Genomic DNA, 14,059 nt, shown 5'->3' on the forward strand with positions numbered 1-14,059 from the left:
GATTTGTTCAGTTAGAAAAGAGTGCCCGCCGGGGGACGGAGCACAAAACTGTTCGCCGTAGCATTACCGGCTCCGACGGTCTGGTTCACCTGCACGAGACCCGTCGCATTCCTGAATGCGGCACTGCCGATACGCGCTTCACGAATGCCATGGGTCTCGGCCGATCGACCCGGACCCCCGTTTGTCGCTGCCGCCGCGGACAGTTCCGCGTCCGAGGCGACATCCACACCGATCACACCAGTGCCGATCCGCGCACTGTTGCTCTGGATATTTCCCACGCCCGCAGCCTGGTTGACCATGACTGCACCCGACGCGTTAGCAAACGCGCCCTCGCCGATGCTCGCGCTCGCATTGCCGAGGCGCGCGCGTGCCCGCGCGTACTGTTCGCTGCCGATGCCGTTGGCCATGACCGGGCTGCCGCTCGTGACCGTGAGCTGATTGGCCTGCGCGTTGTTGAGCCCGGCTGCCTCGTTGACGGCGACCGCGCCGAGCGTGCCGTTTGCCGAGCCTGCGCCGATGTCGGCGCTCACGTTGTTGACCGTCTGCGCCTGCGCTGGTACTTCTGCGGCGCCTGCGCAGACGAGGCATGCGGCGAGCGCGAGCGTTGCCTGCTGCGGCCAGCGGGCGCACGTGCGGGGTGTGCGGGGTGTGCGGAGCGCGCTCATTTGATCGCTCCCAGGGCGGCGGCGAGCGGCGCGAGCGCGCCGGTCGCGCTGGACGAGATTGTGTTGCCGATGCCGCCCGGCTGGGCGCCCGCGCCCAGCGCCACATTGCTGCCGGTGTTGCGGCCGCTCAGGATGCCGGTGAGCGCCTGCATGCCCGCGGCGTTGGCGTTGGCCGGGCCGCCCGGTGCGACGCGAGCGGAGCCGCGCGCGTTCGTGAGATCGGCGTCGGAGGCGACGGCGGCCATCGCCGGATCGAAGCCGCTCGCGGGGAAGGTGGTCGCGCGCACGGCGACCGGATCCTGGCGCTTCGGCACGTTGGCGAAGGCGCTGCGCGGGGTGATGTCGCGCGCGACGATGATGTCGCCTGGATTCTCATCCTGTTGCGCCGACGCGACTGCTGAAACACCGGCTGCAAGGAATCCGCAGACAACGGCGGCGCCCCTGGCCGAACGCCGGCTGTGGGCCGGTGTCGTGATGCAGGCTGACATGCTGGTCTCCAACGAGTCCGGTCTGCGTGGCTCACGCCATGCCGGACGCCGTTCCGCGCTAGCGGTCCGGTTTACTTTCTCGTGTAATTAGCGATGTTTCCTTGCGCCGCCTGCGAGTTGTCGACCGGAACCGGCAACGGTGCGGGCGGGGCGATTTCATCCCACAGGGTGACGCTGCCGCCGCCGCGCATGAGCTGCGGCGTGGCCGCGACCATCAACATGCCGACCGCGCCGCCACGCTGGTGCGCGAGCGTCTGGTCGTCCAGCGGGCTGCCGGCTACCACGGGCGCGTCGGCGGGCGGTGTCGAGTCTTCAGCGAGCGCGCCGGTGTCCGCGCGCGCGCTGTCCGTCGGCGGCGGGCTCGTGTCGAGCGTCGCCGGGACGAGCGCGGGCGCGGACAACTTATGGACCGTTGCAGGAATGACATCGGCAGACGCGTCGGCGCGCACCTGGGCGGCGGGCGTACCGGCTGCGTTGTCCGCTGCGTTGTCCGGTGTTTGCGCGCGCACCGCCGGTGCAAGCCCGAACAGCGCCGCCGCCGCGAAGGCAGTAAGGGCTGCGGTGCCGCCGGTGACAGGGCGCCGGACGATGAGGTGTTTGAGTCGCATGGCGTATCTCCTCGTGCCGGAGATTTAGCGAAACGTGTGCCATGCGCCGCAATCCATTGATGTACTTCGGTGAGCGCTTTTTCCGCCGATTCTCGAATGGCGGATTTTCGCCAAAACGTTTCAGCGCTGAAACGTGAAGCCATTAAAACAGCGTGAAGTATTGCGTATGCAATACATTCTGGAAGCGCAACATTAATGACGGCGTTATGTTGGAATCAACTGCTTTATTAATTTTCCTGACGGCAATCAGTTGCGGCGGGCGCCGGAATCCTTTCCATCCGGCCCGTTTTGATTCGTCAGGCATAATTTCTAACCAGAAATGTTGCGCATAGAGTAAGCTTGATCAAAACACTCGTGAGCAAATTAGAATAAGACCCCCTCGGGGGCAATGACACACACGCCGCGTCTCGGGGTTTCATCGTCGCCAAAAGCATGTTCGTTCGCTTCGAATCGAGGCAGAATGAGCGGTGCTTTATGCTCCGTATCTGGGCATTCAGGTGCGTGTCGTCATTTTCAAACAATATGTCGGCGAGAGGATCTGAATAATGGAACCCGCAACGCGGCAACTGGTGTATGTATCACGCAGTCCAAGCGACGCGCTGAATGAGCGGTTCCACGAGCGCGGCTGGCAGGTGGAAGTGGTCGGCAACGCACGTGACGCGCGCAGGGTGCTGCGCGCCGGGTCGCCCGCGGGCGGCCTGCTGGACCTTTCCAGCCATTTCCATCTGGAGGAGATCGGCTCGTTCGAGCCGTGCCTCACGCTGCCCAACGTCGGCTGGGTCGCCGCCACGACGACCGGCCAGCTCCAGGACGCCACGCTGCGCCGCCTCGTGCGCGATTACTGTTTCGACTACGTAACGGTCCCATGGAGCGGCGAGCGCATCGTCGATTCCGTCGGTCACGCGTACGGCATGGTTTCGCTGGGCGAAGCAGCCTCGAACGACACGACGGGCGGCGCGGAAGGCGAGATGGTCGGCTCGTGCGAAGCGATGCTCGCGCTCTTTCGCTCCATCCGCAAGGTCGCCCTGACCGACGCGCCGGTCTTCATCTCGGGCGAGTCGGGCACCGGCAAGGAACTCACCGCAGTCGCCATTCACGAGCGCTCGTCGCGGCGCGGTGCGCCGTTCGTGCCGATCAACTGCGGCGCGATTCCGCCGCATCTGCTGCAGTCGGAACTGTTCGGCTACGAGCGCGGTGCATTCACGGGCGCGAACCAGCGCAAGATCGGGCGCGTCGAGGCGGCCAATGGCGGCACGCTCTTTCTCGATGAAATCGGCGACCTGCCGATGGAAAGCCAGGCGAGCCTGCTGCGCTTTCTCCAGGAGGGCAAGATCGAGCGCCTCGGCGGTCATCAGTCGATGCCGGTGGATGTGCGCATCATTTCGGCGACGCACGTCGACATGCGCGCCGCCATGGCCGAAGAGCGCTTCCGGCAGGATCTGTATCACCGCCTGTGCGTGCTGCAGATCGACGAGCCGCCGCTGCGCGCGCGCGGCAAGGACATCGAACTGCTCGCGCGGCACATGCTCGAGCGCTTCCGCAAGGACGGCAGCCGGCGTCTGCGCGGCTTCTCGCCCGACGCGATCGCGGCGCTCCACAACTACAGCTGGCCGGGCAACGTACGTGAACTGATCAACCGCGTGCGGCGCGCGATCGTGATGTCGGAAGGGCGCTCGATCACGGCGCGCGATCTCGAACTGGGCGACTACGTCGAGGTGATGCCGGTGTCGCTCGCGCAGGCGCGCGAGTCCGCCGAACGCCAGGCGATCGAACTCGCGCTCCTGCGCCATCGCGGGCGCCTCGGCGACGCCGCGCACGAACTCGGCATCTCGCGCGTGACGCTTTACCGGCTGCTGTGCGCGCACGGCATGCGCCACATGGAAAGCGAGCCGCTCTCGCCGCATCCGGGCGGGATGATTTCGGCGGCCGGCCTGTAAGTCCGGGTTGCGCCGCGCGCCACGGGCGGCGCGTGTCTCGTCCTGGTGCGTCTCGTTTTCCACGCGCGCCGCGTGCGCGTTCATGCGGCACCCGCTGGCACCAGCTTGCGGGGCCGGTTTTCCTGGCCCTGGCGGCGCGCTTGCTAAAATCGGGGTTTATCGATCCGAACCGGGTGCCGCGCGCCCGCCGAAGGGACCCCGCATGAAACAGTATCTCGAGCTTGTCCGCTCGATTCTCGACACCGGCACCTGGCAGGAAAACCGCACCGGCATCCGCACGATCAGCCAGCCCGGCGCCATGCTGCGCTTCGATCTCCAGCAGGGCTTTCCCGCCGTGACGACGAAAAAACTGGCGTTCAAGTCGGCGGTCGGCGAATTGATCGGCTTTTTGCGTGCGTCGAGCAGCGCGGCCGATTTTCGCGCGCTCGGCTGCAAGGTTTGGGACGCCAATGCCAACGACAACGCGCAGTGGCTCGCGAATCCGTATCGCGAGGGCACCGACGATCTCGGCGACGTCTACGGCGTGCAGTGGCGGCGCTGGCCGGCGTACAAGGTGCTCGACGCCGATACCGACGCTGCGGCGGCCCGCCTCGCCGACGCCGAAACGCGCGGCTACGCGCGCGTGGCGCAATTCGTCGAGGACGGCCGTCCGAAGGTCCTGCTTTACAAGGCCATCGACCAGTTGCGCCAGTGCCTCGACACGATCGTGAGCAACCCCACCGACCGGCGCATCTTGTTTCATGGCTGGAATCCGGCGGTGCTGGAAGAAATCGCGCTGCCCGCGTGCCACCTGCTGTACCAGTTCCTGCCGAATCCGGCGAAGCGCGAGATCTCGCTGTGCCTGTATATCCGCAGCAACGACGTGGGGCTCGGCACGCCGTTCAACCTGACCGAAGGGGCGGTGCTGCTGCACCTCGTCGGGCGCTTGACCGGCTATACGCCGCGCTGGTTCACGTACTTCATCGGCGACGCGCACATCTACGAAAACCAGCTCGACATGCTCAACGAGCAACTGCGCCGCGAGCCGTACGAGAGCCCGCAGCTCGCGATTTCGGAGCGCGTGCCGGAGTATGCGAAGACGGGCGTTTATGAGCCCGAGTGGCTGGAGAAAGTCGAGCCCGCCGACTTCTCGCTCGTCGGCTACCGGCATCACGAGCCGCTGACCGCGCCGATGGCGGTCTGATTCCTCGCTGCTTTTATCCCCGATAAAAAGCCGCAGTCCTGAAGAGGACTGCGGCTTTCTTGTTGACGCTGCCGCACGCCGCGATGCTGGCGCTTAGCCGTGTTGATGATCGTCGTGGCCGCGGTTCGCGTTCGGATTCGGATTCGGATGCGGCGCAGGGGCCGGGGCCGGAGCCGGATGCGGCTGGGGTTGCGGCTGCGGCTGCGGGTGGAACTCAGCTCGCGGCTGCGGTTGAGGCTGCGGTTGCGGGTGGAACTCCGGGCGCGGCTGCGGTTGAGGCTGCGGCTGCGGGTGGAACTCCGCGCGTGGCTGCGGTTGAGGCTGCGGCTGCGGGCGGAACTCCGCGCGTGGCTGCGGTTGAGGCTGAGGCTGCGGGCGGAACTCCGCACGCGGCTGCGGTTGAGGCTGAGGCTGCGGGCGGAACTCAGCGCGCGGCTGCGGTTGAGGCTGCGGTTGCGGGTGGAACTCAGCACGCGGCTGCGGTTGAGGCTGCGGCTGGAATGCCGCATGTTGCTCTGGCGGTTGCGGACGAACCTCAGGACGCGCTTGCTGCTGCCGCGGCTGCGACGGCTGCGACGGCTGCGGCATGCGTTCGGGCGCGGCTTCGCGCACCTGGGGCTGCGGCTGGCCGCGGGAGACGTCGCGCGGCTGTTGCATCGCGAATTGCGGCGAGCGGTTGTTCTCGCGCGCGGCGGGCTGGTCGCGCGAGGCCATCGGTGCATGCGGCTGCGTCCACATCGGCTGATGCGTTTCAACCGGCGCCGCGTTCGGTGCGCGGCCCGGCTCGCGAGCGGGCGCACCAGCCATACCGCCGGGCATGGCCTCAGTCGGCCGGCCCGCAAACTGCGGCGGGCGCGGCACGCCGTGGTCCTGCGTTGCCGGAGCCGGACCGCGCGGATTCGCCATTGCGGGCACCATTCCCGCCTGGGCATGTCCCTGCACGGGCGCACGCGCGGCGAAATCGGGCGCACGGCCGGGCTGCGGCGCCACGCTGCCGGGCCGTCCGTTCTCGGCGATCACCGGCGAATGCGGCGGCACCACGCGCACGTTCTGCTGGCCCCATGTGCGCTGCGGCGCGCCGAACGGCGCATGCGTGGGCGCGGAAGCACGCACGACCGGCGCGCCCGCGCCCGGCACCGTGCCGTGCTCGCGCGCGAAGCGTTGGGCGAGATTGTCGTGCAACGCAGGCGGTGTAACTGGAACGCGCGTCGCCACGACCTGGCGCTGTGCGAGCGCACCCGGCGGACGATAGTCGGCGCGTCGCATGTTGCCGCCGAAGCTGCCCGACACCGGCGCGATGCCCGGCGTGCCCGATGCGATGTGCGCGCCGCGCCATTGCTGCGGATCGACGCGCTGCGCGAAGCGCGCAACCGGCTGGCCGTGGACGAACGCCGTCGCGGGCACCGCCGTCACTGCGCCTGGGACGCGATAGTTCACGTACGTATTGTTCACGTACGTATTGCGGATGTTGATGTTGTTGACGACGGTCCGGTTCACCCGCTCGTAGTAGTGCGGGCTCCAGTCCGCCGAGCGCGGATGCCACGGCTCGCCCGGGCCGAGCGCGAACCACGCGACGCCTGCCGCCGCAATGCCGCCGCTGCTCAGTGCGATGCTCCAGTCGGGGCCGCCGTCTCCGCCGCCGACGAAGGCGACGAGCGCAGGTGCATAGACCGGCGGTTCGCTCTCGACCATCGGACCCGGAACCCAGGCCCACTCATCGTCGATATTGGCCCAGCGTCCGTAGTGGTAGGGCGCGAACCCCCAGGGCGCGTCGTCGACCCACGTCCAGCCCCACGGCGCCTGCCAGACCCACTGGCCGTCGTGATACGGCGCCCAGCCCTCGGGCTGCGCGTTCGGTTCCCAGACTTCGCCGTATTGCGGGTCGTCGTGCCAGGTGCCGTTGGCGTCGAGGTCCTGATAGCCCGGCATGTCGCGCGAAACATAGCGCGCCGAGATCGAGCGGTCCTCCGCGGCGTCGCGCGCGAGCGCCCAACGATCGAATGAATCGGGCGGCGGCGCGGGCTCGGCGGCCTCCTCCTGCAGGTCGGTTCCGGCGAAGCGGATCTGCTGGCCCGCCGACATCGGCAACTGGCCGTTCTCGCCGTAGACCGTCGCACTGCCGCTACGCACCGTTACCGTCGTCGAACTGCCGTCCGGCGCCACGTCGACGCGATAGTCGCCGGGGCCGTTCACGCCAAGCGCGAGATTCGGCGTGTCGATCTCCCAGGAGGTGCCGCGGGGCAGTTCGCGCACCCGCGTCGAGAGCGTGCCTTGCGCGACCTTCAACTGGGCTGTCGAATCGTCGAGATTCAGGACGTCGACGCTCGTTTGTGCGCCGACGCGCACCGCCGTCGATCCGATGTGCAACTCCGAGCGCGCGTTTGCGTCGTCCCAGAGCTGGTCGCCGGTCGTGAGCGGGCGGTTGAGCTGCGCGTAGGACCAGTCGGTCGCGCCTGCCGGTTCGGTCGTGACGGGGCCCGCCATGTAGTCGAGCCGCGCGACGCGTCCTGGCGGATCGATGCCGGCGCTCTGGGCGACGGGTGCGCCGCTGGGCGCCGACTGCGCGAACGTCGGCGCCGCAGCGAGATTCATCGCCGCCAGCGCGGCGCAGGCGATGAGCGTGAGGCCGGTGGTCCGGCGGAACTGGATGATCGTAGCGGTGCGGTGCTTCACGTTGTTTCTCCACGGTACGCCTTCTAGTTCGGCGTGCTCTGTCAGGAACTGTAGCGGCCCCGCTTGTTTCCATGCGCGCGGAATTGTAATGGGTCATCCTCGATATGTAACAGAACGTGTGCCGCCCACCGCGCGTGCAGGATCGCGCGGGAAAAGCGCCGGTTTTGGGGGCGAAAACGCAGGCGAAAACGCAGATGCAATGACCGGCTATGCGGCGCAATCGCGGGATGGCAACGCGTCAGCTCGCAGTAAGCGCGTCGAACGCGCGCTGACCCTTCGGCGTGATGCGCAGCACGCGCGGCAGGCTCGCGCGTTCGACCCAGCCGCCCGCGATCCACGCGTCGAGCAGTGCCGCGCCCAGTGCGCCGCCAAGGTGCGGCCGCCGCTCGCTCCAGTCGAGGCAGGTACACGCGAAGCGGCGGCGGCGCGAGCGCAGCGCGCCGATGTCCACGCCCCAGTCGCGCAGGCGCGCGGCGCCGTCGGGTGTCGCGTCGATGTTCTCGCCTTCGCGCACCAGCACGCCGTCGCCGACCAGCCGCTCGAACACTTGCACCGCGACTTCGCCCGCCATGTGGTCGTAGCAGGTGCGTGCATGGCGCATTTCGAGCGGCACGGTGCGCGCGGGCTTCGTTGCGGGCAATGTCGCGGTGCTCACCTGGGCGACATTCATCAGCGCTTCGATCGCCGCGGCGACATCGGGCGTCGCGATCCGGTAGTAGCGGTGACGGCCGCGCACGTCGAGTGCGAGCAGGCCGCCGTCGGTGAGGCGCGCGAGGTGTGCGCTCGCAGCCGATGGCGAAAGGCCCGCGATCAGCGTGAGTTCGCCGGCCGGGCGGGCGCTGCCGTCCATCAGCGCCCACAGCATGGCGGCGCGCCCGGGATCGGCGAGCAGCGCGCCGATGCGCGAGAGACCGGGAAAGTGGCGGGTATCGGCGGCGGGTGTGGCTGGCATGGCGATTCCTCTATGGTGGTCCGGCGGCGGCATGCGGGTGCTCGTGGGCGCCCGCTGGCGTGCGCGGGGGTGTGCGGGGGTGCGTATAACGTCACTTTAGCCGCACGCAGCATTCGACGTTTCAGTGCGACATGAAATATCGAACGCGGCTTTCGTGCAGGCCGCATGCCCACGGCGCTAGAATTCAGGTTCTTATTCGGACTTCACCCACTGCAATGAGGCGTCTTCTTGCCATCGCGGCCGCGTGCTCGCTCGCGATTCTCTGCACGGCCTGCGCCGGCGGCTCCATGCCGTCGAGCGACGCAAGCGGCATCACGATGTACGGCACGCTCGACGAAGGCATCGTCATCCGCCACTGATCGCGGCGCTTGAGCACCGCGTTGGCTGGCGGAACTTGAAGCAAAATTGACGAGACTGCCTACCGCATCACCATCGCCTCGCTGGCGGGCGGCGTGCTGCCGACCTTCGCGGGCCTGCCGGTCGTCACGGAGCGGCTCGACGCGCTTGACTGCGCCAGCATCGATACGCTGATCGTGCCGGGCATCCCCATCGACGACACGACGCGCCTGCAGCCCGAACTCGTCGCCTGGATTGCCGCTTGCGCACCGCGCGTGCGGCGTGTCGCGTCGATCTGCACGGGGGCGTTCTATCTCGCGGCGGCGGGGCTGCTCGACGGACGCCGCGCGACGACGCACTGGTGCAACGCGGAGCAGCTGAAGCGGCGCTTTCCGGCGGTCGATGTCGATCCCGATCCGATCTTCCTGTGCGATGTGCGCGGCTCGAGCGTCGTCTGGACGTCGGCGGGCGTGACGGCGGGCATCGACCTCGCGCTGGCGCTCATCGAAGAGGATTGCGGGCATGCCGTGGCGATCGAGGCTGCGCGGCGGCTTGTCGTGTTCATAAAGCGGCCCGGCGGCCAGGCGCAGTTCAGCGAGCCGCTGGCCGCGCAGATGTCGGCGGGCGGCGCCTTCGACGCGTTGCACGGCTGGATGGCGGCGAATCTGCATCGGGAACTGAGCGTCGATCGTCTGGCCGAGGCGGCGCGCATGAGTCCGCGCACCTTCGCGCGCCGCTATGTCGAGGCGGTGGGACGCACGCCCGCCCGCACCGTGGCGGCGATGCGCGTCGAAGCCGCCGCGCATGCGCTCCTCCAGTCGCGTCGGCCGCTCAAGCGGATCGCCGCCGATTGCGGCTTCGGCAGCGAACAGAATCTGCGGCGCGCGTTCGAGCGCTCGTATGGCGTGTTGCCGCTCGATTACCGGGCGCGTTTCGCGGCGGCGTAGTTCCACACGCGGTTCTACACGCGGTTCCACATTCTTCTGCACATTTCTTGCGCGGTTTTTCCGCGCTTTTTCCCGCGTTTCTGATAGGGCTTTCCGTGCCGCGCCGTTCGTGGGACGCTTGCCGTACGGCGCGTGCCCGATGGGGCACGCGCAGGCGCAGCGCCGCGATGGCTACGCCCGTATAATCGACGCCTCCCGAGACAACCCTCCGCGCGAGCGGACATCCCACGAGCGGAGCCCATCATGAGTACGCCATCCCAGCCGCTGGACCGTTCGGAAACGACGTTTCGCTTCCTTGCCGAGCCGACCTCGGTGAATTTCGGCGGCAAAGTGCACGGCGGTGCGCTGATGAAATGGATCGACGAAACCGCCTACGCGTGCGCCGCCGTCTGGTCGGGCCGCTATTGCGTGACGGTGAGCGTCGGCAATATCCGCTTTCGCCGGCCGATTCAGGTCGGCAACATGGTCGAGCTGCGCGCGCGCGTCGTCGCGACGGGCCGCACGTCGATGCACATTCACATCACCGTGCACGCGGGCGATCCGAAGAGCGGCCAGTTGCGGCTCACGACCGATTGCCTGATCGTTTTCGTCGCCGTCGACGAAAACAACAATCCGATTCCGGTGCCGTCGTTCGTGCCGGAAACCGACGAGCAGAAACGTCTCGCCAAATACGCGCTCGACGTGAAGGAAGCGCTCGACGCGATCGTCGAACTGAAACCCGACGAAGTCGCGAAGGGCGTCGTTTAGCGCGTCTTTCAGGGCTTCGTTTGAAGCCGCGATAAAAGCGGGCGGCCTGGGCCGCCCGTTTGCATGTTTGCGCGCGTGTGAAGGTGCGTGCGCAATGAACGCCGCTACGTCCTCAGATTTCCGACCATCTCCTCGGGACGCACCCACAGATCGAACTCCTGTTCGGTGACATGGCCGAGCGCGAGCGCCGCGGCCTTGAGCGTCGTGCCTTCCTTGTGCGCCTTCTTGGCGATCTGCGCCGCCTTGTCGTAGCCGATGTGCGGATTGAGGGCGGTGACGAGCATCAGCGATTCGTTGAGCAGCGTGTCGATGCGCGCGCGGTTCGGCTCGATGCCCACGGCGCAATGATCGTTGAAGGAGAGCGCGCCGTCCGCGAGCAGGCGAATCGACTGCAGCACGTTATGCGCGATCATCGGGCGAAATACGTTCAATTCGAAGTTGCCGCTCGCGCCGCCCACATTCACGGCGACGTCGTTGCCGAACACCTGGCAGCAGAGCATGGTGACTGCTTCGGATTGCGTCGGATTCACCTTGCCTGGCATGATCGAACTGCCGGGCTCATTCTCGGGAATCGACAATTCGCCCAGCCCGCAGCGCGGTCCGCTCGCGAGCCAGCGAATATCGTTGGCGATTTTCATGAGGCTCGCGGCGACGGTCTTGAGCGCGCCGTGCGCGAATACCAGCGCATCGGCGGCGGCCATCACCTCGAACTTGCTCGGCGCCGTCACGAAGGGCACGCCGGTAAGCCTGCCGATCGTTTCGGCCACCTTCTGCGCGAACTGCGGGTGCGCGTTCAGCCCCGTGCCGACTGCCGTGCCGCCCTGCGCGAGTTCGTACAGATGCGGCAGTGCCGATTGCACATGGCGGATGCCCTGGTCGAGCTGCGCGACATAGCCGGAAAACTCCTGGCCGAGCGTGAGCGGCGTGGCGTCCTGCAGGTGCGTGCGGCCGATCTTCACGATGTCGGCGAAAGCCCGTGATTTGCCGTCGAGCGTGTCGCGCAGCGTCTTCAACGCGGGCAGCAGATGCTTGACGATGCCGTACGCGGCGGCGACGTGCATCGCCGTGGGGAACACGTCGTTCGACGACTGGCCGCGGTTCACGTCGTCGTTCGGATGGACGAGGCGCGCTTCGCCGCGCTCGCCGCCCAGAATCTCGCTTGCGCGGTTTGCGATCACCTCGTTGAGGTTCATGTTGGTCTGCGTGCCGGAGCCGGTTTGCCAGACCGCGAGCGGGAATTCGCCGGGATGTTTGCCGGCGATGATCTCGTCGGCGGCCTGCATGATGGCGTGCGCCTTTTTCTCGTCGAGCACGCCGAGCCCGAGATTCACCTCGGCCGCCGCGCGCTTGATCGTGGCCAGCGCGGTGATCAGCTCCGGCGACTGCTTCTCGGTGGAAATGCGGAAATTCTGCAGGGAGCGCTGCGTCTGCGCGCCCCAGAGGCGCGCGGCCGGCACGGCGATTTCGCCGAACGTGTCGCGTTCCATTCTTGTGTCTTCGGTCATGGTCCACTCCGATGGATGGTGCGGTGCCGACTCGCGGGGTCGAAGCCCGACGTCGGATCGCGCACTCACAGCGCGCGGTCGGCGTTTGCAGTCGAAGCTCGCGGTTAAAGCCCGTGGTTAAAGCTAGCGGTTAAAGCTCGCAGTTAAAGCTGATTGTCGAGCGGCAACAGCAAGAATAGCCCGGTTAGGACATTCCGGTAGAAACCCGCGTGGGGATCGAGGTTGTAGGTGTGAACCACGCCGTTCTCCACGTCGGTCCACACGAGCGGCGAATGCGCCGCGGTGTTGCCCGTGAGCTGCGCACGTTCTTCGGGCGTGGCGAGCGTCACGCGGTAGCTGAGTTCGGGCGAAGTCGCGCGCGCGAAATAGCTGGCGACTTCGTGTGCGAGCGTGGGGCTGTCGATCGTGAGCGCGAGTTCGGTGTTGAGTCGCGCCGAGCGCGGATCGAGATTGAGCGAGCCGATTACGAGCGTGCGCTCGTCGATCACGTAAGCCTTCGCGTGCAGGCTCGCTCGCGAGCCCGAACCCGCGATGCCGCGCAGGCGCAGGTTCCGCCGCTCGGGATGGGTCGGCTTGAACTCGTAGAGTTCGGCGCCCGCGCGCAGAAGCGGCACGCGGTAGGGGCTATAGCCGGCCTGCACGACGATGGCGTCGGTCGCGGCGAGCGAATTGGTGAGGAACGCGACGCGCACGCCGCGCGCGCTCAGCTTGCGCACTTCCTGCACGCCCGTATCGTGCGGCACGAAATACGGCGTGAACACGAGCACGCTCGTCTGCGCGGTGCGGATGCGCTCGATCAGCGAGCGCATCGCGTCGCCTGGCTGCGCGCTCTGCGTCTCTTGTGCGTTGGCGATCTTGCCGGGCGAATCGGCGACGAACGTGCAATCCGCCCAGTCGAGCCCCAACTGGTGCCCGGCGATCTGCGCGGCAAGCGGCGTGGCGTTCAGCGGCTTTGCATCGTAGGGGGCGGCGTTGTTGTGCCAGTGCGCGCGCAACATGTTGCGCGCGTTGTCGAGCTCGTGCGGATCGAAGGTCTGGTGATTCAGCGCGCTGAGCGGATACGACATGCTGCTGTTCCAGTAGTCGTCGAAACTCGCCGACACCCGCGCGGCGACCGGACCCGCCGCGAGCACGTCGAGGTCGGTGAACTGCAGCGTCGGGCTTGCGCTGAAGTACTCGTCCCCGAGATTGCGGCCGCCGACGATCGCCAACTGGTTGTCGACGATCATCGCCTTGTTGTGCATGCGGCGCGTGAACTGGTCGAGGTTGGTGAACAGGTTTGCCGTGCGCGTGAACATGCTCTCCTGCGCGCTGCCGTACGGATTGAACACGCGGATCTCGATCAGCGGGTGCGTGTTCAGCGCGGCCATCAGGCTGTCGATGTCGTGGAAGTTCAGATCGTCGACGAGCATGCGCACGCGCACGCCGCGATCGGCCGCGTAGAGCGCCGCGCCGAGCAGCAGCTTGCCGGTCGTGTCCTCGTTCGCGATGTAGTACTGCAGATCGAGCGTGCGCGTGGCCGCGCGGGCGAGTGCGATGCGCATCTGGAGCGCGTCGGTGCCCGTCGCGAGCAGGCGGAAACCCGACTGTCCCGGATGCGCGGTCTCGGGCGCTGCGAGCGCGGCGTGAAGCGGCGTATCGGCCGAGGGCGACAGTGCGTGCGTGGTCTGGCGCGGGAGTGCCGTGGCGGGCGGACGTGTCGCGCACGCTGTGACGAGTGAGGCGCAAAGCACAACGAGACATGCATGGATGAAGCGCGCGATGCGCGGTGTGCGGCGCACGCGGGAGCGGGCGGGGGACGGCGAGACGCGCTGCGCGTGCGCGGCCGCGCGGTTGCGGCACGTCGAGGAATCGGTCAGGGCTGGATGCGCGGTCAAGCAGAGTCTCCGGGGCGAACGAGGTGCGCAGCGTTTCGTTTTCGTTTCACGGCGTTCGCGAGGATTCTACGGGAAGCGGCGCGGCGGGCGCCGCGAGCCGTCCCGACGGCAACTGTCGTTTCAGATCGGCTGGAAACGTCG

The 14,059-nt window shown here is 67.5% G+C and carries 11 protein-coding genes and 1 pseudogene; 5 read left to right on the forward strand and 7 right to left on the reverse strand.

Going from position 1 to position 14,059, the window contains the following annotated elements; genetic code table 11:
* Positions 1–11: 11 nt before the first annotated feature.
* The 3 genes from ACFPTO_RS06920 to ACFPTO_RS06930 all read right to left on the reverse strand — a co-directional run bounded on the left by ACFPTO_RS06920 (position 12) and on the right by ACFPTO_RS06930 (position 1,761).
* A complete protein-coding gene (locus ACFPTO_RS06920) occupies positions 12–665 on the reverse strand; it encodes a hypothetical protein (protein ID WP_377710357.1) in 654 nt (217 codons plus the stop codon).
* Positions 662–1,153, reverse strand: a complete 492-nt coding sequence (locus tag ACFPTO_RS06925; protein ID WP_377710359.1) for a hypothetical protein — start codon at positions 1,151–1,153, stop codon at positions 662–664. The genes ACFPTO_RS06920 and ACFPTO_RS06925 overlap by 4 nt, the downstream gene beginning before the upstream one ends.
* A 71-nt stretch (positions 1,154–1,224) precedes the next feature.
* Positions 1,225–1,761, reverse strand: coding sequence for a hypothetical protein (locus tag ACFPTO_RS06930; protein ID WP_377710360.1), 537 nt, complete (start codon positions 1,759–1,761; stop codon positions 1,225–1,227).
* A 545-nt stretch (positions 1,762–2,306) separates the two neighbouring features.
* Between ACFPTO_RS06930 and ACFPTO_RS06935 the strand changes: the two genes are divergently transcribed.
* Both ACFPTO_RS06935 and ACFPTO_RS06940 read left to right on the forward strand, forming a co-directional pair.
* Entirely contained in the window at positions 2,307–3,698 is a 1,392-nt protein-coding gene (locus ACFPTO_RS06935; RefSeq protein ID WP_377710361.1) for a sigma-54 dependent transcriptional regulator, read from the forward strand.
* A 202-nt stretch (positions 3,699–3,900) separates the two neighbouring features.
* Positions 3,901–4,881, forward strand: a complete 981-nt coding sequence (locus ACFPTO_RS06940) for a thymidylate synthase (RefSeq protein ID WP_377710362.1) — start codon at positions 3,901–3,903, stop codon at positions 4,879–4,881.
* Between the two features lie 93 nt (positions 4,882–4,974).
* On the opposite strand, the gene ACFPTO_RS06945 is transcribed toward ACFPTO_RS06940, so the two are convergent.
* A complete protein-coding gene (locus ACFPTO_RS06945; RefSeq protein ID WP_377710363.1) occupies positions 4,975–7,554 on the reverse strand; it encodes a DUF6600 domain-containing protein in 2,580 nt (859 codons plus the stop codon).
* Positions 7,555–7,792: 238 nt separating this feature from the next.
* On the reverse strand, positions 7,793–8,506 hold the full coding sequence (locus tag ACFPTO_RS06950; RefSeq protein WP_377710364.1) for an ArsR/SmtB family transcription factor: 714 nt from the start codon (positions 8,504–8,506) through the stop codon (positions 7,793–7,795).
* A 215-nt stretch (positions 8,507–8,721) separates the two neighbouring features.
* Here ACFPTO_RS06950 and ACFPTO_RS06955 point away from each other — a divergent pair, with 215 nt between their 5' ends.
* From ACFPTO_RS06955 to ACFPTO_RS06965, 3 genes and pseudogenes are all read left to right on the forward strand, one after another.
* Positions 8,722–8,865, forward strand: coding sequence for a hypothetical protein (locus ACFPTO_RS06955; protein WP_377710366.1), 144 nt, complete (start codon positions 8,722–8,724; stop codon positions 8,863–8,865).
* Between the two features lie 57 nt (positions 8,866–8,922).
* Positions 8,923–9,789 (forward strand): annotated as a pseudogene (locus tag ACFPTO_RS06960) (GlxA family transcriptional regulator); the annotation flags it as partial.
* A gap of 243 nt (positions 9,790–10,032) precedes the next feature.
* Positions 10,033–10,536 carry an acyl-CoA thioesterase gene (locus ACFPTO_RS06965; RefSeq protein WP_377710369.1) on the forward strand — a complete coding sequence of 168 codons (504 nt, stop codon included), beginning with the start codon at positions 10,033–10,035 and terminating at the stop codon, positions 10,534–10,536.
* Between the two features lie 104 nt (positions 10,537–10,640).
* Here ACFPTO_RS06965 and fumC read toward each other — a convergent pair whose 3' ends face one another.
* Both fumC and ACFPTO_RS06975 read right to left on the reverse strand, forming a co-directional pair.
* Complete coding sequence (gene fumC / locus ACFPTO_RS06970; protein ID WP_377710370.1) at positions 10,641–12,041, reverse strand: class II fumarate hydratase; 1,401 nt, start codon at positions 12,039–12,041, stop codon at positions 10,641–10,643.
* Between the two features lie 143 nt (positions 12,042–12,184).
* On the reverse strand, positions 12,185–13,900 hold the full coding sequence (locus ACFPTO_RS06975) for a phospholipase D family protein (protein ID WP_377710561.1): 1,716 nt from the start codon (positions 13,898–13,900) through the stop codon (positions 12,185–12,187).
* Positions 13,901–14,059 lie beyond the last annotated feature (159 nt).

It is taken from the genome of Paraburkholderia denitrificans (genome assembly GCF_042655705.1).
Taxonomy (GTDB): Bacteria; Pseudomonadota; Gammaproteobacteria; order Burkholderiales; family Burkholderiaceae; genus Paraburkholderia; species Paraburkholderia denitrificans.

Excerpts from the sequence above, each read along its gene's own strand:
- ACFPTO_RS06920 (WP_377710357.1), bottom strand. The coding sequence starts at position 665 with ATGAGCGCGCTCCGCACACCCCGCACACCCCGCACGTGCGCCCGCTGG.
- ACFPTO_RS06925 (WP_377710359.1), bottom strand. The coding sequence starts at position 1,153 with ATGTCAGCCTGCATCACGACACCGGCCCACAGCCGGCGTTCGGCCAGG.
- ACFPTO_RS06930 (WP_377710360.1), bottom strand. The coding sequence starts at position 1,761 with ATGCGACTCAAACACCTCATCGTCCGGCGCCCTGTCACCGGCGGCACC.
- ACFPTO_RS06935 (WP_377710361.1), top strand. The coding sequence starts at position 2,307 with ATGGAACCCGCAACGCGGCAACTGGTGTATGTATCACGCAGTCCAAGC.
- ACFPTO_RS06940 (WP_377710362.1), top strand. The coding sequence starts at position 3,901 with ATGAAACAGTATCTCGAGCTTGTCCGCTCGATTCTCGACACCGGCACC.
- ACFPTO_RS06950 (WP_377710364.1), bottom strand. The coding sequence starts at position 8,506 with ATGCCAGCCACACCCGCCGCCGATACCCGCCACTTTCCCGGTCTCTCG.
- ACFPTO_RS06955 (WP_377710366.1), top strand. The coding sequence starts at position 8,722 with ATGAGGCGTCTTCTTGCCATCGCGGCCGCGTGCTCGCTCGCGATTCTC.
- ACFPTO_RS06965 (WP_377710369.1), top strand. The coding sequence starts at position 10,033 with ATGAGTACGCCATCCCAGCCGCTGGACCGTTCGGAAACGACGTTTCGC.
- fumC (WP_377710370.1), bottom strand. The coding sequence starts at position 12,041 with ATGACCGAAGACACAAGAATGGAACGCGACACGTTCGGCGAAATCGCC.